Origin of the sequence: Maribacter sp. Hel_I_7, assembly GCF_000688315.1 — a bacterium.
GTDB lineage: Bacteria > Bacteroidota > Bacteroidia > Flavobacteriales > Flavobacteriaceae > Maribacter > Maribacter stanieri.
In genome coordinates this window covers 190792-210102 of the sequence record NZ_JHZW01000001.1, presented here as the reverse complement: position 1 = coordinate 210102, position 19311 = coordinate 190792, and the positions used below count along the sequence as shown (strand labels likewise).

Sequence of the window (19311 nt, the reverse complement as noted above, 5' to 3'; positions counted from 1 at the left end):
GTAAGAATTTAGATGGAATTTGGTTTTGAAATTAAACTTAAATAAATAAAAAGGGAGTAGCTAACCACACTACCCCCTCTTTCACTAAACCTAACCAAAAAGTTTATATCGTTAATTCTTTTTCTATCGTAGGTACATCTAAAATGAACCCTTTGGATTTTGCTATTTGTAATACTTTAAAATACTCAACATACATTTTTGTAATATCTGACATAGGCAATGAACAAGCTGCTCTGTAATTTGCTTTAGCTAAATAGATTCTGTATGAATCATGTGCCAGAATATTTTCAATAGCATCTGCCAAAGACTCAGCACTTTCTGGTTCAAAAAATTCACCTTTATAACCTTCTTCCTTTACCAAAATACTTAAGTCTCCCAAATCTGGTAATGCAACCGCTTTACCGTAACTACCAGCTTGGTGAAGAACACCGGAACTACCCGTAGTAGATGTATATGGAAAAACAACCACGACACTTTCACCAAAAATTACCGGTACATCTTCTTCTGCAACATAACCTGTAAAATGTAATTGTTCTACATGCGCATATTTCTTTTTAATACCAGCTAAATAACCAGGGGTATTGGGACTATCTGTACCCGCAATTACTATTTCAATATCCTCATTGCTACGTTTTCTAATCAATTCAATAGCCTCAATCATAATCTCTACCTTTTTATAGGTACCAAACTTTCCAAAAGCCATAACTTTCTTTGGTCCTACGGGCAATTTATAGACAGGTTCTGGCGGAGTTTCAAAAGAACCGTGTGGAATAACTGCTACATTTCTAGACACATATTTGTCTTCTAGTATAGTCTGATATTTACTTATAGTTACCGCTACAACATCTGAAGCCAATACAAACCTGGTCAACATATTACCAATTGTGCCGTAAACCTTTTGCATCAATTTATTAGAAGTAATACCGGCATTTTCTAAATCTACTTGTTCCAAAATATTATGCAATAACGAAATAGTTGGTATACCCTTTAATTTGCACATTAATGGTAGCATTAAACCAAGTGCCGCTGGTATCTTTTTATCTCCAAATTTTAAGAACTGTAAGTTAAAAAGCACTGCATCTGGTTTAGTTTCTGTAATTACACGTTTAATTTTAAATAGGTTAGTGTAGTCATTAAAACTCCAACATTCTTTTACCGTAATCTTACATCCATCTTCATTAAAATTAAGATCTTTCTCTCCATCAGTCTTGTCGGTAATTAATATTATTTCTGTTACTTCTTTTTGGAGTCTAAAATGTTTTACTAAGTGGTATCCGTATTCGGTTAAGGTCACTTTACTTGGGGGATAAGCAGTTACAATAGCAAGCTTCATAGGTTAAGGTTTAAATACTATTTGGGTTATTTCTGATACAAATATCCAACTAAGAAGAAGTTTTTTTAGGCTATTTTAGGTGGATGAAGATTTACTGTAGATGAATGGAATTAAACATTCGGTAAGCCAAAAATTCAACTATACACACCATTATAGCCAACATTAATTTCAATACACTATTCATCTATTTAGATTTGAATCTTAAAGTGCGAGATTTCTTTTGGATTATATTTTTTTAATACAAAAGGGTTATATGGTCTTGTTCAGAATATTATTAGTGGTAAAGTAAAGCAGTTGAGCAACTAACAAGGCTACCATTGCTATGATTTGAACTTGAACTACCATATACAATGAACTATGAAAGAAAATAATCATGATTATTTGTGAAATTCCTAGAACACCAGATAGAATAACAGGCACGTACTGATCTAATGATAAAAAGTAATATGCAAATATATTAGAGATGGCAAACAAAGAGGTAGCAAGTGCATACTGCCATAATAATGGCGCCATAGAAATATAGGCGTCGCCAAACATTAATTGAATAATTAATGTTGGAAAAACGGCACAGCAGAAAATTATAGAAATTGCCAATACGGCCACATAGCTTACATACTTTATTAATATTGGTGCGGTTGCTTCACCATCTTTCTGTTTTTGAACCACAGCGGGTAACAATAGCATAACAAACATCCAAGCCACAAAATATACCACACGACCAATCATGGCCAATGAAGCATAAAGCCCTGCATTTACAGTGTCAAAATAATGCTTCACTAAAAGTACATCGCTATTATTAATTATTATTTGGGTAAGCTCGTAGCAAGCTGTCAATACTATAAAACTGATGACTTTTCGTTTATTCTCCTTAGATAAAGAGACTTTCTTTTTTAAATTTTTTATACTAAAATTAGTAGGTATCAGTCCAAATACAAAAGAAAGAACAATACCTAATGAAACTAAGAAAGCTGGTGTAGTAGGTACTATCCATAAAAGTGCTAAAGTCAATATTAACCTACTCCACATTTCAGTTTGGTAAGTAATTGATAATTTTTGGTAGTCTTGCTTTCCTTGGTACCTTCCTCTGTTTACAGACATAAAAAAATATAACGGTACCGATACGGCAAAAGTTTTAAACAGCAAGTCAGATTCTGTATGAAATAAAGTTTGTAGGTGCCCCGAAAAGGCAAAAAGTAAAACACCTATTAGGGTTCCAAAACCTAAAGCATAAGTATATAAAAGTTGCTTAAAAGCAACCCAATTATCACCAGTAAATAAGATTGCGAATTTTGCCGTGGCAAGTTGAAATGTCATTCCTAAAAAAGATAGTACAAGTAATAACGTAATAAGTAAAGCAGCGTCACTATATGCTGCCGGACCAAGCAATCTACCTAATATAAGGTTATAGAGATAATTACCACCATTAACGACCAATACACTCCCCATAAATAATTTTTCGGGAGAAACTTTATTGAATACTAATTTAATTGCCGTCATGATTATGTTTTTTAGAGTCTAAACATTGACTTGGTTATACCTCAAATATCATGAAGGCTAGCGTTAATTTAATAGGCATTTAGGTAGGTGACCAATTACTATAGATGAATGGCAATTATCTTACTTCCGTTACGGAGAAGGCAATTTTATCTTTACAATATTAATTATGACAAATAAATTGCAATAATTACCGTTAGGTATTTGTAGTATTAATCTGACTTTTAAATGATTCGCAAAGTAATATTCCTTTTTTTATTCACCACTTCATTATTAAGGGCACAATCTGATATGACCAAAGGCTTTGGTTTATTGGAAAAAGGAGAGTTTCAAGAAGCTGAACTTTTTTTTCAAGAATACCTTAAAACCGACCCTGATAATAAAACAGCAAAACTTTGTTTTGGACGTGCAGTTGGCTTAAGTGGAGAACCGCAAAAAGCTACTAACTTATTTTCTGAGCTTTTAAAAGAGTATCCAGGTGATTTTGAGATATTAATAAATTATAACGAGTCATACCTATGGGCTAAAAAATATGAGCAAGCCAAACCATTATATGCAGATCTAGTAGAAAAATATCCAACAAAATTTGGTGCAGTTTTAGGGTACGCCAACACCTTAAGTAATCTAAAAGAATACAAATTAGCGTTAAGCTGGGTTGAAAAAGCTATTCAATTACAACCAGAAAACACGAGTGCAAAAATCTCTAGAAAGTTTATGAGATTAGGTTATGCCAACGATTTTGTAAACAACCAACAATATGGTAAAGGTGAACAGACATTAAAGAAAATATTTGAGGATTTCCCAGAAGATAAAGATGTTTTGATCAACTTGGCTAATTTATACCTTATTGTTAAAGAAGCCGATAAAGCAAAGGATATCTATATTAGATATGCAACTACACCCAAAGATTCTATTACCGCATTAAATGGTATTGCGCTAGCAGAACATATAGATGAAAATAATAAAGAAGCTTTAGAAATATCTAAAAGCGCTATTAGAAAAGTTGCAAAAATTGATGACGAGGCATTGACAGCTAGTACTTACGATCGTTATGTACAGGCATTAATATGGAATAGAAAATTTATTTCTGCAAAGAATAAGATTGATAGCCTAGAGACACATAACCCAAATAAAAATTGGATTTTAGCTTTAAAAGCTACATTAGGTTTATACACAGGAGATGCTAAGTCTAGCGTTGAAAGTTATGATAGAATATTAGTAAACGACAGTGCTTCTTTTGATGGAAATTTAGGTAAGGCAAATGCATTATTCGCTTCTGACAGAATTATTCCTGCCTATAATATGGCAAACTCAACTTTAAAATTTTATAAAAATCAGAAGGATGCCAAAGGTTTTATAGAAAAACTGAATTTAATGCATACCCCTACAATTGAGGAACATGCAGCCTATACTTTTGACAACGGTAATAATGTGGCATTTTTCACCAACACTACCGTTGATGTACCTTTTAGTACAAAATTTAGAACTACGGTTTCTTACTTTTTTCGAAATACAGAAAATAGTGTAACCGATAATAAAGCAACCTCTCATGTATTATTGGCCGGATTACAATACAAATTATTTCCTAAAACTGTTTTAAAAACGGTTATCGGTTTAAACAACTCTAGGTTTTTAGACGAAGCATATACACAACCAGTTTTAGATATTAAGTTAGATATGCAACCCTTTAAATTGCAAAACTTAACACTTGGGTACCAACGAGAGGTACAAAGTTTTAATGCTGAATTAATAGAACGTGAAATTGTACAAAACCATTACGGACTTAATTATAACCTTGGTACAAATGTGAATTTTGGTTGGTATACACAACTTATGCACACCCAACAGAGTGATGATAACGTTAGAAAGTTATTATTTACCTCATTATATTATAATGTGCTGCGTAAACCTGCGTTGAAAATGGGTGTAAACTTCCAGTATATTACTTTTAAAGATCAACTACCTACCATATATTTTAGTCCAGAAGTGTACAAAGCAGTTGAAATATTTGCAGACATACGTGGTAACATCTCAGAAAAAACAACTTACATGGCTAGTGCTGCAACTGGTATACAGCAAGTAGAGGATGATGATAAAACTGCCATTTTTAGGGCTGAAGCTTCTGTGCAACGACAGTTTTCTAAACGTTTTAGCTTAAATATTTATGGTAAGTACAGTAATATTGCCTCTGCAACAGCAGCCGGATTCGAGTTTACCGAAATAGGTGTAAAAGCGAAATGGTTATTTCTAAAGAAACCACTTTTTTATAAAAGCTTAAACCTAGATTAAACAGCAGAAAAATAGTCCCAATTACTGCAATTTAATTTTTCAATTCTAGGTATAACTATACCTAAAAATCACTCTAAGTGCTATATGGTAATATCTAATATAAAATATCTTACAAAAATTTATATTATTTAATGCTAATCACTGGTTTTATCAGCCTAATTATAAATAAAAGATAATAATTTGTAAGAATTTTACCTATTTTAGCGTAAGGATACAAAATTCCCCCATTGTAGAATTATTATTGAAAATGAGACTCTAATTGAGTTTATATGTGGAAAAGAATTTTGAAAATGTTTATAGGGCTTTACCTTCCGTTGGTAGCCCTTTCTTTATATGTCTTTGCCTCTCAAAAGACAAAGCAAATAAATACGTTATCTGAGTTTCAGAAACGGGATGTTGAAATTAAAAAAAAATACTTTTTAGAGCAATGTAATGCCTTACTTGCAGATACCCATTATTGGGCAAACTTAGAATATCCGGTAAATTTTGATCCTATAGGAAAGCATACTGCTTTTATGGATCGATATATTGAATTGATTAAAGAAATAACAGATTATGATCAGTTTCGTTTTATAGACCTTAAAGGACAAGAGCTATATAGAGCCGTTCGTAATAACGCAGATTCCATTACCATTGGCAATTTACAGAATAAAGAAAACCAACAGTATGTAAAGGAAGGGCTAGCATTGAATAAAGATCAATTATACCTATCACAAATAAGCCTTAATAGGGAGCATGGAATTATTGAAAAACCCAATAAACCCGTAATTAGAGCCGTTGCGCCAATTTATGATACTACGGAAACCAGAATAGGTTTAGTGGTTATTAATTTTAAAATGAAAAGAGTACTAGACCAACTAAAATCTAAAGTTGCCGATACAGAACTTTATTTATTAGACGAGAATCATAGATTAATTAGCTCTAGCTTACATGAAGAAGATTTACCTTATGAAACCGGCAGAGTTGATAACATATTTCCCAATAAATTAATTACCAGCATAAAAGGAATTACAAAAGACAGCACAATTATAGATAATGACCATATATGGCGAATGCAACCTGTAATTCTAAATGGAACGAAAAATTCGTTTGGGTCAATATCAAAACCGCCTTCAGAAATCATTACACCATCTAATTGGTATATGATTATTGAGATACCGCCAAGACTTTTAAAAAAATACCTAGAACCATTGTATGATAGTTTAATTACGTTCAACGTAATAGCTATTGTAGGCTTACTAGCTTTATGCTATGTTTTTCAAAAAAAGAAAACTCAAAAAGAATTGTTCTATAAAGAACTTGAAAGTAAGAATATAATGCTGACTAGAAACAGTGATTTATTAGAAGAGAACAATGTAATGGTCAATGAAATGAATAACAGTTTGGAAATAAGAAACAAACAGTTAAGTGATTTCAATTATTTAATTTCTCACAACTTGCGTTCACCTGTAACTAGCATGTCGGTAATCGTCGATATGATACAAAAAGAAAAGAATCCAGAGATACTCAATCAGCTTCTCCCTAAACTTGATCAAATAGCAAAAAGTATTACTCACCTTACTGAAGATATTAATGACTATGTGTCTATTTTGGATAACCAAGAAGTTAAAATTGAAGATATAGACCTTAAGAAACTAATACTTGAAGTTAAAAATGAATTTACCGAAACTCTGTTAGATGATACCGGATTTGAAGTATTGATAAACTTAGATACCTGGGATCATATTTCATATTCAAAATTTTATATGCAAAGCATCGTTCACAACTTTATTTCAAATTCTATAAAATACAAAAGAGACAATGTTGCGTCATACATAGAATTTAAATCTGCAATAGAAAACAAGCACAAAGTCTTATATGTAAGGGATAATGGTATTGGGTTGAATATGGAACGCCATGGTGACAACGTATTTAAGCTCTACAAAAGATTTCATAGAAATATTTCTGGCAAAGGTATGGGACTATTTCTGGTAAAATCTCAACTAGACGCGCTCAACGCAACCATAACAATTAATAGCAAAGAAGGAGTAGGAACCACGTTTAAACTAATATTTTAAAATGATTACAAAACCAAATATTTTACTCGTAGATGATGACGAACTGTATTTATATATAATGGAAAAGACCATTCATCAATTATCGAAAGATTTGGTGGTAAGTACATTTACAGATGGAGAACAAGCTGTTGAATATATTTCTAAATGTACCGAAGAAAAGATTGATCTTCCTGAAGTCATTTTCTTAGACATTAACATGCCATTCTTAGATGGATGGGGATTTTTAAACGAGTTTAAAAAACTTAAGGACAAAATTCAAAACGACGTAAATATCTATATGGTGAGTTCTTCTATGCGTGATAGTGATATTAAAAGAGCCTCTGACTTTGAAGATTTAACAGGTTATGTTATTAAGCCTGTAAATAAGGTTCAGTTAGCAGAAATCTTTACAAAAATTTACCACGAAAATTGGTAGTATAATTTGATTGCTATAGTAGGTTTAATCGTCTCATTAATTCTGGACGATTAGATCGGCTTATAGGAACTACATTTTTCGCAATCAAAACGCTATTATCCTCAATATCTACAATTTTAGTAAAATTAATTATATACGACCGGTGTATCTGTAGAAATAGTTTCTCAGGTAGCTTTTCCTTAATTTTCTTTAAGGTCGTATGCACTCTATATTCCTCTTTTTCTGTTTTAACATCAATATAATCACCTTTAGCCTCTATCACTAAAATATCTTGGAGCTTAAGCTTTATTAATCTTCTATCAATATTAATATACAAATCTTCACCCTCTACAGCATCTTGTTTAGATTCTACTTTAGCTTGTGGCCTTTGGTTAGAAATACTAGAAATTTTGGCAATACTCTTTTCAAACCTTTCTTGGGTTATAGGCTTTACCAAATAATCAACAATACATTCGTATTCATAGGCTGCAATAGCAAAATCTGTATCTGAAGTAGTTAGAACAATTTTTGGCGGATTTTTAAGTGTCTGTACAAAATCAACGCCACTAAAACCAGGCATATGAATATCTAAAAATATGACATCTATATCCTGTTGATTTAGAAATTTAATTGCAGATATGGCATTATCAAATTCTTCAATGACATCAAGCTCTGGTATTTTAGAACACAATTGTCTAACAATTGCCCTTGCCATAGCTTCATCATCAATAATAATACAGTTCATTTATATGGTTTTAATATATTCTTCAATAGTCTCTAAAATCTCATTGAATTTAGATTGGCTATCGTGCTTACCTTCTAATAATTCCATTTCGTAAACAACAGCCAACTTATAGGAATTTTCCATGCCCAGAATATTGAATTTGTGTTTTAATTTATGTACTATTTCGGCTGTTTCTTTTACTCTAGCATTAGACACATGACCAAAATACTCTTCTTTTTCTAGGGGGAACTCGTTTTTAATTATATCGATGAATTGACCTCTAAATTCAACATCGTCCCCGGCAAGTTCATTTACATAATTAAGGTTAGGTTGATCTATCATAAATTCTTTTTTAAAGTTATAAAAAATGTAGTACCTACATTTTCTTCTGACTCCAACCATACATCACCTTCATAAAGAACTGCAATTTTCTTAACAATTGCAAGTCCTATTCCGGTTGCATTATTTGCTGTTTCTAATTTTTTAAACATTTCAAAAATCCCTTTTTGATGTTTAACCGCAATTCCTTTACCATTATCGGAAACACTAAATTTCCAATACACTTCATCTGGTTCGTAGCGAATTTTAATTACTCCTTTTTTTACATTTTCTGTCGCCGTAATAGCATTTGTAAACAAGTTCATGAACAATTGCTCTAAACGTGATTTTTCAAAAACCATCTGTGGTAACTCTTTAGGATACTCAAATATTATATTATCTGGAACATAAATTGTGCGTTCTATATCTTTTAAACTATCTATTAAATTAAACGAAACCTTAAACTCCTCTGTTTCACCTAATGTAGCATGGCTTAGTATACCCGAAATAAGCTTATCCATCTTTGACAGGTTTTGAGATATTAACGAGCAATTCTCTTTACTGGTGTCAGAGAATTTGTCTTTCTCATCTTGTATGATCCAACTCATTAAAGCATTAATGTTTCTAATAGGTGATTTTAAATCATGCGATACCATTTGCGCATAATTATTTAAAGACTCATTTTGGTTTTCTAAGCTGATTAGGAGTTTATCTTTTTCAACTGTCATCTGAGAAAACTGAGAAGCTAAATTACTTATGTAACCCGCCAGATGTTCTGCATTAAACTCATCTTGTATATTCTGACCAAATAATTGCTCTTCGTTTAAATTGTCTGTTAAACTACGAATGGCGTTTTCTAATGAATTTAAAATATTCTTTTGCTGCTCTGCTTCTTTCTGCAATTTCTTATTTGCTTCAAAAAGTTCATCAGAGCTAATTGTCGAAGCCCTATGAAGCATAGAAAATTTATCATCGTAATTTTCATACGATTTTTCTATTGCCTCTAAAAACTTATCCATTTCCGGATTTGATTCTAGATCATCAGGTAAATATTTTCGAATCTGTCTTTTTAATAGTGAATGCATTATTCGCTAAATAAGGTTAAAGTCATGGTCTGGTTATGTAGTTTACAACTATCTTGACCACTAAACGGAGCCATTTCTCCATAGGAATAAAACCCGCCAATTACGGTATCATCACCTATTACGGCTTTTACCTCTTCTATTTCTTCTTCCGTTCTTTGATCCATTACCAGTTTTCTACCAATGCAACTAATTAATAATGCAAGCTCTGGAGGGTTCTTTCTATCCTTTATAGCTAATTCTGCTGCATGAAAAGCACCATTTACAATATCATCTACAGATGACATCATTAATTGCACTCTAGCCCCTTCTGGAACATCGCCTGCAAGTGTCATAGTATTCTCTACCTCATCTATATTAAGAATAGTACGCACCAATGCTTCTGAATCTTGTGTTGCTTTTACGCTCAAAGGATATAGTAAAGCTGACTTAGGCAACTCTTTTGCTTTTTCACCTAAATAGGTTTTATATAAATCTAATGCCGGTTTACCATCTAACTCATAAAGTACATTACCATTAGATTTGGTTATTATACGTTCGGGTCCAAAAGTTGTCCACCCACCATAATTAGAACTAGTAATTTCTAAGGTTTCGCCATAAAAACCAATAGCTATAATTTCACCTTCTTTAGGGTTCTCGTTATAGGAAGCCAATGTTCGCTCAAAACGATCATCATCACCACAAAGTCCGCCAGAAAGTCCAAAACTGATGTTTCCTAAATGTTCAATTCCTGCAATAAGTGCACTACCATTTACGGTACTACCTTCAGATATAACGAATAGGTGCCTTAAATTTTCACTTGGGAATTCGGCCATAAGGCTCTTCCCTAATTTTTCATCATCGTTATTAAAATCGTCAACATTACTTCTTTTCACTAAAATTGAACTTTTTTCAAATTCAATTGCAGTTAATACAACACAGTTATCAAGAACGGTATTATCTATAATCTCACCAGATGTAGTGCCAAATACAATATGTCCGTTGGGAAACATTTCTCTAACCTCTGCATAAATTTGATCACTTTCCAATAAATATCTATTACCAAAAACTAATACCAACGGCTCTTTTAACGCAACAGAATTATTGAGTTTAAAAGGTTTGTTAGGTTCTTTTATCGCCTGAACTATTTTCATTTATAGATATATTAATTATGGTGCTTCTTTATAGTAAAATGAAATTGGGTACCTTCCCCTACTACACTATCTACCCACACGTTACCTTGGTAGCGATCAACAATTTTCTTCACTATAGAAAGTCCTATACCTGTAGATCTTTCATTATTTCCGATAGATTGAAATATATCAAAAATCTTTTTATGATATTCTTCTGGTATACCTACTCCATTATCGCTAATAGTAAACTGCCAGAATTCTCCATCATCTTTACAGAGAACTTCTACAAGTCCTTCTTCCCTTTCTATATGTACCACGGCATTACCAATAATATTTTGAAAAACCTGATGAACCTTAATTCTATCTGCCATAATAGTTGGTAGTGGTTTAGGTATCACCAATTTTACGTGTTCAGGTATATATATAGTTTCACCTATATCTGTAATGACTTCATTTAAATTTACTTTAGAATCATCTAGAGCTGAGCTATTGGCAGTTGAATATTCTAGAATACCGTGAATTAATTTATCCATAGATGCAACTTTCTCTTGCATGAGATCAAGATTTTGTCGTCCACTTTCATCTAATACATCTTTGTAATCATCGCTTAACCAAGTAGCCAATGCACTAATACTTCTTAATGGTGATTTAAGGTCATGAGAAACTATATGCGCATACTCTTGTAGACCTTGATTACTATTTTCTAAATCTTTAAGTAATCTTTCTTTTTGAAGCTCTAACTCCTTTTGATCAGTTATATCTAAATGTATGCCTATAGATCCAATTACCGAACCTGTATCATCATATCTAGGTGCGCCACTAATTAGCCAATGTTTTACATTATCATTTTTATCTACGACTTCTACTTCATAAGATTCTGATATACCGCCGAGTCTATTTTTATTCTTCTTTTCAATAATGCCACCATCTTTGAATCTAACAACTTTAGAAGCAACTTTACCTATAAGATATTTGCTTTCATAGCCGCTCATATTACAAAAACTTTGGTTGACCATCTGTATAATATCGTCATTATCAACCTCAACCAAACCTAAATTCATGTTAGCTATTATACTACCATATTTTTCTCGTTGGGCTTCTAAATTTTTTCTGTAATTCTTGCTTATTGTAATATCATGGTAAGCCCATAAGTGACCTTTATAGTCGCCATCATTATCAATAGGAATAAAATCTCTTGCCAAGACCCTACCATCTAACATTTCTAACTCATCTGCCAATACAGGTTCTTTCTTTGCTAGAATTTCTTCAATTCTAGTTACAAAGTTATCGGGATTTTTAAAGAGCTTTTTATTCTCTTTTTCAGATTCTTCACAGTCAACTCCAATAAGATTTTTAGGAGTATTTTTAATATTGAAAATATTACAGAACATTTGGTTGGTCAATGCCACTTTACCATTCTCATCTTCTAAGAGCACCCCAGTTTGTAAATTAGAAATTAATGCTGATAATCTATTTTCAGATGCCTTAAGTTTTCTATCAGCTTCTAATTGATGAGAAATATCTTCTATAATTGCTACTTGATAATCGGTTTTTCTATGGTCATCATGTATAGCGGACATCATAGTCTTGCCCATAATAGTAGTACCATCTTTTTTATTGAATCTCCATACTTCTGTAAACTTATCTAGTTTGCCAGCACACATTTCATCAATAGAATATATACCTCCCTTAACTTTTTCAGGTTGAGATATGGACTTGAAAGAAACATTTTTAAGTTCCTTCTCATTATATCCCAACATTTCTAGAAACGTATTATTAGTCTTTAGAATTTCGCCATCAACAGAAAGAACAATACCAAGAGGAGAGTTTTCTACAATGATATCTAATTGAGCCTTTTGCTCTGCAACAAGTCTTTTTACTTCTGTTTCTTGTGAAATATCTCTAATTATACCCTGTGCGGCAATAGGTCTTTGGTTTTTATCATAAACAAGACTAGCATTTATTTGAATCCATTTTTCAACACCACCGTCAAGAATAATCTTTGCTCGATAATTCTTTAAACTGCCAACCTCCATCATAGAGCTCATAGACTCCTGGGTATACGCTAAAAAATCTGGATGTATAAATTGAGAAAGGTTTACTACTTTTTCTAAATGGTCAAAGCCCAAAAACTCTTTGGCCGACCTGTTCATGTTTATTACATTGAACTGAAGATCCATAACAACATAAGGATCTATAATATTTATAAAAATACCATCAAGCTCTGAGGTTTTTTCACTCAGTAAATTCTCAAGCTTTTGATTTGACTCTCTTAAATGGTGAGTAACATCATAAAGTTCTTTAGATTTATCCTCTAAAATCCTCTCAGCCTGTTTACGTGCCTTTTTTTGCCTTTCAAGGGCTTTTTTTAAGAGAACAACTTCTTTATTATCCATTTTGTACTACATCAAATTTCACTTCCGTACCATCTTCCTTAAGAAGTTCATAGCTTATATCTGCCTTACCATTAAAATGTTCAAATGCTTTCTCAATTAACCCATGGGCCAATCTATACAAACCTCTAGATGAAGAATATATCATTGAAATTGAAGTATCTGTTTTTTCAAGAATTTTAAATGTAGGTAACTCAGCTTCTGGATATAGCTTTTTTACGTGTACATGTATATGGTCTTCTATAGAATATAGTAAACCAATTGGTGATTTATAATTTTGAATAACCTCTGGATGGGCGTTCTTTAAACTTGAAAACAAGTAAAGACCGAAGGCATAAATTAAATCTCCGGCGGGTAAATCTACCTCTTTACTTAATTGGGTAATCAACGCCACCATTTCATTGAATTCATAGGTGGCAACAGAAGTATAAATACCCTCAGATGGTAGATTGGATTTTTCAATAATATTATCAACAGTCTCTAAACCGAACTCCGATTCGACCATTTCTAAAAACTCTGTAAACACTATGCCTTTCATTCGAAAATATTTGATTTATTTTCAAACGTAGGAAAATTAATACAGATATACTTGAAAATGTTGTGAAATGAGCTTTTTTGTTAGCCTTTAACCAATTGATTAACATTCCAGTACTCTAAAACAGCATTTAGCTTATACTCATAATCCTCATATTTTAAAGGCTTAATTACATAACCTGCTATACCAGCTTGGTAACATTTTAATAGATCTGCTCTATTTTCAGATGTGGTTAAAATGACTGTTGGTAAATACTGAAGTATTTCATCTTCCTTTAAAATAGCAAGAAATTCTATACCATTCATTCTTGGCATATTTAAATCTAATAGAATAATATCTGGTAATTTTTCACCTGACCTTAAATAGGTTAATGCTTCTTCACCATTTTTTGCTTCTATAATCGAATGCTTTAAATTAAGTTTAGAAACTGTACGTTTCAACTTCATTACTTCGATTAAATCGTCTTCTATTAATAATATATCCATTGGTCATTTATTTGATACTACAAATGTCAACGATTAATGATTGTTAAAATGGTAACTGTAGGTGAATGGCAATTTAGTGTCGGTGAATGGTGATTCTATGCCGATGAGTATTTTTTAAAATTCTTTAGAATGTCCTTTCTGGACTAAAAGCAGTAAGGTTCATAGATGGCTTAGTATCAGATAATAACTCTGCAACTAGCTTCCCTGTAGCAGGTCCTAAACTCCACCCCATCATAGCGTGTCCTGTGGCTATGGTAAGGTTTGTAAACTTTGAAGATTTACCTATATACGGCAAACCGTCTGGCGATACTGGTCGTAAACCTGTCTTAACAGCATTTATCTCTGTATCGTTTATTTCTATATCAGGATAAAAAGAATGTGCACCATTGGCTATAGCATGTACTCTTTCTTTTCTTACCACATCATTGTTACCTGAAAACTCCATAGTACCTGCAAATCTTGTAAATCCGTTCATAGGCGTTACCGCCATTTTAGATTCCATCAATATTGCCGGTACTGAAATACCCGTTTCGCGTGCTACATTTATACTATAGCCTTTACCGCCTTGCAATGATAGTTTTAAATTCAGTTTTTTAGCAATGTTACCACTCCAAGACCCAGCTGCTAAAACTACCTCATCTGGTCTATAGCTGTCTTTATCTGTAATTATCTCCTTAATTATTGTTCCTGAAGTTTTAATATCAAGTACTTCTTCATTTGTCTTAATAACAACACCTTGCTGTTTTAAGTAAATTAACAGCTTTGGCATTATTTCTGTTGGTGTAGTATGTCCATCACATTCATAATGTATAGCTCCTTCTGCTTCTATATTTACATTAGGTTCTAATTTATGTAGTTCAGACTTATTTAAATCAGAGACCTCAAGACCTTCAAAATTTACCCTTTCTGCAACTTTCTTTTCATGTAAATAACTTGCTTCTGTCTTATACAACATTAATAAGCCCTTGCGTTCTAATTGAAAATCTCCTAAATCGCCTGAGTTTTTGATATCAGTAAATAATTGTCTACTTATAAGATTTATATCCTTTATCAGTGGAATAGCTTTTTCCACTTTGGCTAAGGTTGAAGATTTATGAAAATACCATGACCATTTAAGAAAATCTGTATCAAGCCTGGGTTTCATATAAAACGGACTCGCAGAATTAAACATCATTTTAATTCCTTTGGCAATCATACCTGGCGATGCTAAAGGAATTATATGACTTGGTGTTATATAGCCTGCATTTACAAATGACGCGCCAGAGGTGATGTCTCCTTTATCAATTATAGTAACTTGAAATCCTTCTTTCAATAAATAATACGCAGTGCTTAAACCTACAATACCAGCACCAATAACAACTACATTCTTCATTTTAAATCATTGCTAAATTTATATTACTTGGAATCCATGTGCATACGGATCATCATCATCTATAGTAATAGTATTGTGGCCGTATATTTTCGCCCAACCTTTAATACTGGGTATAATGGCTGGTTTCCCTGCCAATTCTGTTTCTTCCTCTACACATCCTATAAATTGAGACCCTATATAACTTTCATGAATAAAATCTTCGGCGACAGTCAATTTGCCTTTTGCATGCCACTGCGCCATTCTAGCAGAAGTACCTGTACCACAAGGTGAACGATCAATTGCTTTATCGCCATAAAAAACAGCATTTCTTGCGGTAGCAGTGTTAGACATGGTATTTCCTGTCCATAACATATGGCTCACATTTCTTATGGTAGTATCCTCTGGATGAATAAATAAATTAGGATACTTGATATTAATTTCTGCTCTTAGCTCTTGACTAAACTGTATTAATTCGTTGGCGGAATAGTCCTGTATTCCACTAAAGTTTTTTTGTGGATCTATAATGGCATAAAAATTACCACCGTAGGATACATCAAAAATCAGTTCACCCAAATGGGAAGATTCAATGGTCAAATCTGTTGCTGCCAAGTAAGACTTTACATTGATCAATTTAACCCAATCTACTTTCTTTCCTGTTTGCCGATAAGTAACAAGTACTAAACCTGCAGGGGTTTCCATACGAACCTGTCCTGGTACTTTTGGCACAATCAATCCTTCTTCTATACCAATTGTTATTGCTCCTATTGTTCCGTGCCCACACATTGGTAAACAACCACTCGTTTCAATAAATAGTATACCAAAATCATTGTTTGGATCACTTGGCGCATAGAATATACTACCGCTCATCATATCATGTCCACGAGGCTCAAACATTAATCCTTTACGGATCCAATCATATTTCTTTAGAAAATGCTGGCGTTTTTCACTCATTGTATTCCCAAATAAATTAGGACCACCGTGCTTAATTACCCTTACTGGATTTCCGCAGGTGTGCGCATCAATACAAACAAAAGTGCTACTTGCCATTTAGAAACATTAATTACCGTTGTTCAACTTATTTTTTTTAGTTCTTGCTATAAACGCCTTCTATTAGACGTGTTATTTTAAGTGGATTTTCATCTTGTAATGCCTGTGGCAATAATTTATTAGGCCAGTCTTGAAAAGAAACCGGACGTACCCACCTTTTGATTGCCGATGTACCCACAGAAGTAAAACGAGCATCAGTAGAAGCAGGAAATGGACCTCCATGAACCATAGAAGAACAAACCTCTACACCTGTAGGCACGCCATTAAACAATAAACGCCCTACCCTACTTTGTAGCGCATCTACAACATTTGTATGCTTTTCCAAATCATCTTCTGATCCTAAAATAGTACCAGTTAATTGACCTTCCAGATGATTAAGGATATTTTCGAGTTCAGTAGCATTCTCACAAGTAACAACTACTGAAAACGGTCCAAAGACTTCTTTATGTAATTTGGTGTTTGCTAAAAAATCTGCACCGCTAACTTTTAAAATAGATGGTTGTGCCGTATTTTCATTTGTATCCTTTTCATAATTTGCAGTAACAGTTACTCCATTTTGACCAGACAATTCTTTTTTACCTTCTTGATATTTGGCATGTATATTTGGGTGGAGCATACATGTAGGCTCTAATTTTAATATTTCCTCGGATAATTTATTTATGAATCCGTTTAACTTTTCTCCTTTTATTCCTATAACCAAACCTGGGTTGGTACAAAACTGACCCGCACCCATAGTAATTGACGAAGCGTATTTGGTTGCCCATGCATCACTATCACTTTCTAACGCCGAGGGCAGGATAACAACCGGGTTAATACTACCCATTTCTGCAAATACAGGTATAGGTTCATCACGTTCATTGGCTAATTTGTACAGTGCTGTACCACCATTAATACTACCGGTAAAACCTACAGCTTTTACTTTAGGGTGTTTAACCAATTGTTGCCCTACTTCTATTCCACTACTATTTAAATTAGAGAACACACCATTTGGCATACTAGTTTTTTCTGCCGCCTTAATTATTGCCGATGATACCAATTCGCCCGTACCTGCATGCATTGGATGACTTTTTACAATAACCGGACAACCTGCCGCTAGTGCACTAGCAGTATCTCCACCAGCAGTTGAAAACGCCAATGGAAAATTACTGGCTCCAAATACCACCACAGGACCTAATGGAAACAACATTTTACGTATATCTGATTTTGGCATTGGTTCTCTATTTGGTTGTGCTTTTTCAATAACAGCCTCTAACCAAGAACCTTCTTTTAAAACATTGGCAAAGGCACGTAATTGCCCCATGGTACGACCGCGTTCTCCTCTTGCTCTACCTTCTGGCAAACCAGACTCCTTACAATACGTATTAATCAATTCGTCGCCCAACGCTTCTATTTCTGTTGCTATTTCTTCTAGAAATTCTGCTTTTCGTAATCCAGAAATATGCTTATATACTTTGAAAGCGTTCGTTGCCAATTCAACAGCATCATCAATTTCATTAGAAGTTGCCTCATAAAAAGTCCACTCCGTATTTTTATTTTCTTTAGGGTTAAAGGTCTTAAAGGTTACTTTACCCTTTTTAGAAGATGTATTCCCTATTGAATTTGTACCACTTATCATTCTCTATATTTATCGTGTTACTCAAAAGTAAAGAAAGAACCTGTAATAAATTTAGCTTCTTTCTAGACAATTGCCTAAAGTTGAAAAAACACTCTATAGGTGTGTCATTTATATATAATTAATTAATTCCTTTATAATCTGGCAATGTAGGTCGTGTAGCCATACCTTGTTTTATAACTGTAGCAACTCGTTTTCTCTCATCACCTATTAATGGTAGTCTTGGAGCTCTAACATATTCAGTACCTATGCCAGTAGCTACTTCTGCCATTTTAATATTCTGTACCAATTGTGGGCTAATATCTAATTCTAACAATGGCAAAAACCATCTGTAGATTTCTAAGGCTTCTTTAATTCTGCCAGCTTCTGCCAACTCAAAAACTGCACAGGTTTCTGCAGGAAAAGCACAAACTAATCCGGCTACCCATCCATCGGCACCCATTAATGTACTTTCCAGACCTAACGTATCAACACCTGTTAAAACATTTAAGCGATTGCCAAACCTTGTCTTAATTCGAGTAATGTTAGATATATCTCTAGTTGATTCTTTTACAGCCTGTATATTATCACATTCCATCAATTCTTCTAGCATATCTAGAGTCACCATTATACCATAATCTATAGGGTTATTATAAATCATAATTGGCAGCTTGGTACTATTTGCCGTTTCTTTAAAATAAGTTACCGTTTCATAATCATTAGCTTTGTAACGCATGGGTGGTAGCATCATCAACCCTGTTGCGCCACATTCTTCTGCAACATGTGCGGCATGTATGGCACCCTTAGTAGTCTGTTCTGCAATATTGATAATAACAGGCACTTTGCCTTTTACCAACTTAACGGTCTCTTTCATTAAAACCTTTTTCTCATTAGAGGTAAGAGTACTTGCTTCTCCTAATGTGCCACCGAGAATAATTCCGCTTACACCTGCTTCTAATTGTGCATTAATATTAACCGCGAACATATCTAGATCTAATTCATCTTTAGCGGTAAATTTTGTGGTAACTGCTGGCATAACGCCTGTCCATGAAATACTCATTCTATCTTGTGTTTTGGTGATACTCAAAATTACTAGTCGTATTATC

The 19311-nt window shown here is 33.3% G+C and carries 16 protein-coding genes; 3 read left to right on the top strand and 13 right to left on the bottom strand.

Annotation, left to right across the window (positions count from 1 at the left end; all coding sequences use genetic code 11):
• Positions 1 to 103: 103 nt before the first annotated feature.
• A complete protein-coding gene (locus P178_RS0101025) occupies positions 104 to 1333 on the bottom strand; it encodes a glycosyltransferase (protein WP_027064491.1) in 1230 nt (409 codons plus the stop codon).
• 249 nt (positions 1334 to 1582) lie between these two features.
• Positions 1583 to 2830: an oligosaccharide flippase family protein gene (locus tag P178_RS0101020; RefSeq protein WP_027064490.1), complete on the bottom strand. Its 1248-nt coding sequence runs from the start codon at positions 2828 to 2830 to the stop codon at positions 1583 to 1585.
• A 225-nt stretch (positions 2831 to 3055) separates the two neighbouring features.
• On the opposite strand from P178_RS0101020, the gene P178_RS21200 reads away from it, so the two are divergent.
• The 3 genes from P178_RS21200 (at position 3056) to P178_RS0101005 (ending at position 7588) form a co-directional block, all read left to right on the top strand.
• Positions 3056 to 5116, top strand: a complete 2061-nt coding sequence (locus P178_RS21200) for a tetratricopeptide repeat protein (protein WP_051638131.1) — start codon at positions 3056 to 3058, stop codon at positions 5114 to 5116.
• A 269-nt stretch (positions 5117 to 5385) separates the two neighbouring features.
• Entirely contained in the window at positions 5386 to 7173 is a 1788-nt protein-coding gene (locus tag P178_RS0101010; RefSeq protein ID WP_027064489.1) for a sensor histidine kinase, read from the top strand.
• 1 nt (position 7174) lies between these two features.
• Positions 7175 to 7588, top strand: coding sequence for a response regulator (locus P178_RS0101005; RefSeq protein ID WP_027064488.1), 414 nt, complete (start codon positions 7175 to 7177; stop codon positions 7586 to 7588).
• Positions 7589 to 7601: 13 nt separating this feature from the next.
• On the opposite strand, the gene P178_RS0101000 is transcribed toward P178_RS0101005, so the two are convergent.
• From P178_RS0101000 to P178_RS0100950, 11 genes are all read right to left on the bottom strand, one after another.
• Complete coding sequence (locus tag P178_RS0101000; protein WP_027064487.1) at positions 7602 to 8312, bottom strand: LytR/AlgR family response regulator transcription factor; 711 nt, start codon at positions 8310 to 8312, stop codon at positions 7602 to 7604.
• Positions 8313 to 8633 carry a hypothetical protein gene (locus tag P178_RS0100995; RefSeq protein WP_036145450.1) on the bottom strand — a complete coding sequence of 107 codons (321 nt, stop codon included), beginning with the start codon at positions 8631 to 8633 and terminating at the stop codon, positions 8313 to 8315.
• Positions 8630 to 9694, bottom strand: a complete 1065-nt coding sequence (locus P178_RS0100990) for a sensor histidine kinase (RefSeq protein ID WP_027064485.1) — start codon at positions 9692 to 9694, stop codon at positions 8630 to 8632. The genes P178_RS0100995 and P178_RS0100990 overlap by 4 nt, the downstream gene beginning before the upstream one ends.
• Positions 9694 to 10824, bottom strand: a complete 1131-nt coding sequence (locus tag P178_RS0100985) for an FIST signal transduction protein (protein WP_027064484.1) — start codon at positions 10822 to 10824, stop codon at positions 9694 to 9696. The genes P178_RS0100990 and P178_RS0100985 overlap by 1 nt, the downstream gene beginning before the upstream one ends.
• 11 nt (positions 10825 to 10835) lie before the next feature.
• A complete protein-coding gene (locus P178_RS0100980; protein WP_027064483.1) occupies positions 10836 to 13199 on the bottom strand; it encodes a PAS domain-containing sensor histidine kinase in 2364 nt (787 codons plus the stop codon).
• Positions 13192 to 13734 carry a heme NO-binding domain-containing protein gene (locus P178_RS0100975; RefSeq protein ID WP_027064482.1) on the bottom strand — a complete coding sequence of 181 codons (543 nt, stop codon included), beginning with the start codon at positions 13732 to 13734 and terminating at the stop codon, positions 13192 to 13194. Before P178_RS0100975 ends, P178_RS0100980 begins: the two co-directional genes overlap by 8 nt.
• Positions 13735 to 13814: 80 nt before the next feature.
• Entirely contained in the window at positions 13815 to 14216 is a 402-nt protein-coding gene (locus P178_RS0100970) for a response regulator (protein WP_027064481.1), read from the bottom strand.
• Positions 14217 to 14340: 124 nt separating this feature from the next.
• Complete coding sequence (locus tag P178_RS0100965) at positions 14341 to 15588, bottom strand: NAD(P)/FAD-dependent oxidoreductase (RefSeq protein ID WP_027064480.1); 1248 nt, start codon at positions 15586 to 15588, stop codon at positions 14341 to 14343.
• Positions 15589 to 15606: 18 nt separating this feature from the next.
• A complete protein-coding gene (locus P178_RS0100960; RefSeq protein WP_027064479.1) occupies positions 15607 to 16614 on the bottom strand; it encodes a 4-hydroxyproline epimerase in 1008 nt (335 codons plus the stop codon).
• A 37-nt stretch (positions 16615 to 16651) separates the two neighbouring features.
• Complete coding sequence (locus P178_RS0100955) at positions 16652 to 18229, bottom strand: aldehyde dehydrogenase (NADP(+)) (protein WP_027064478.1); 1578 nt, start codon at positions 18227 to 18229, stop codon at positions 16652 to 16654.
• A 118-nt stretch (positions 18230 to 18347) separates the two neighbouring features.
• Positions 18348 to 19265, bottom strand: a complete 918-nt coding sequence (locus P178_RS0100950) for a dihydrodipicolinate synthase family protein (protein ID WP_027064477.1) — start codon at positions 19263 to 19265, stop codon at positions 18348 to 18350.
• Positions 19266 to 19311 lie beyond the last annotated feature (46 nt).

Coding starts and splice junctions, on each gene's coding strand:
- P178_RS0101025 (WP_027064491.1), bottom strand. CDS start 1,333: ATGAAGCTTGCTATTGTAACTGCTTATCCCCCAAGTAAAGTGACCTTA.
- P178_RS0101020 (WP_027064490.1), bottom strand. CDS start 2,830: ATGACGGCAATTAAATTAGTATTCAATAAAGTTTCTCCCGAAAAATTA.
- P178_RS21200 (WP_051638131.1), top strand. CDS start 3,056: ATGATTCGCAAAGTAATATTCCTTTTTTTATTCACCACTTCATTATTA.
- P178_RS0101010 (WP_027064489.1), top strand. CDS start 5,386: ATGTGGAAAAGAATTTTGAAAATGTTTATAGGGCTTTACCTTCCGTTG.
- P178_RS0101005 (WP_027064488.1), top strand. CDS start 7,175: ATGATTACAAAACCAAATATTTTACTCGTAGATGATGACGAACTGTAT.
- P178_RS0101000 (WP_027064487.1), bottom strand. CDS start 8,312: ATGAACTGTATTATTATTGATGATGAAGCTATGGCAAGGGCAATTGTT.
- P178_RS0100995 (WP_036145450.1), bottom strand. CDS start 8,633: ATGATAGATCAACCTAACCTTAATTATGTAAATGAACTTGCCGGGGAC.
- P178_RS0100990 (WP_027064485.1), bottom strand. CDS start 9,694: ATGCATTCACTATTAAAAAGACAGATTCGAAAATATTTACCTGATGAT.
- P178_RS0100985 (WP_027064484.1), bottom strand. CDS start 10,824: ATGAAAATAGTTCAGGCGATAAAAGAACCTAACAAACCTTTTAAACTC.
- P178_RS0100980 (WP_027064483.1), bottom strand. CDS start 13,199: ATGGATAATAAAGAAGTTGTTCTCTTAAAAAAAGCCCTTGAAAGGCAA.
- P178_RS0100975 (WP_027064482.1), bottom strand. CDS start 13,734: ATGAAAGGCATAGTGTTTACAGAGTTTTTAGAAATGGTCGAATCGGAG.
- P178_RS0100970 (WP_027064481.1), bottom strand. CDS start 14,216: ATGGATATATTATTAATAGAAGACGATTTAATCGAAGTAATGAAGTTG.
- P178_RS0100965 (WP_027064480.1), bottom strand. CDS start 15,588: ATGAAGAATGTAGTTGTTATTGGTGCTGGTATTGTAGGTTTAAGCACT.
- P178_RS0100960 (WP_027064479.1), bottom strand. CDS start 16,614: ATGGCAAGTAGCACTTTTGTTTGTATTGATGCGCACACCTGCGGAAAT.
- P178_RS0100955 (WP_027064478.1), bottom strand. CDS start 18,229: ATGATAAGTGGTACAAATTCAATAGGGAATACATCTTCTAAAAAGGGT.
- P178_RS0100950 (WP_027064477.1), bottom strand. CDS start 19,265: ATGAGTATTTCATGGACAGGCGTTATGCCAGCAGTTACCACAAAATTT.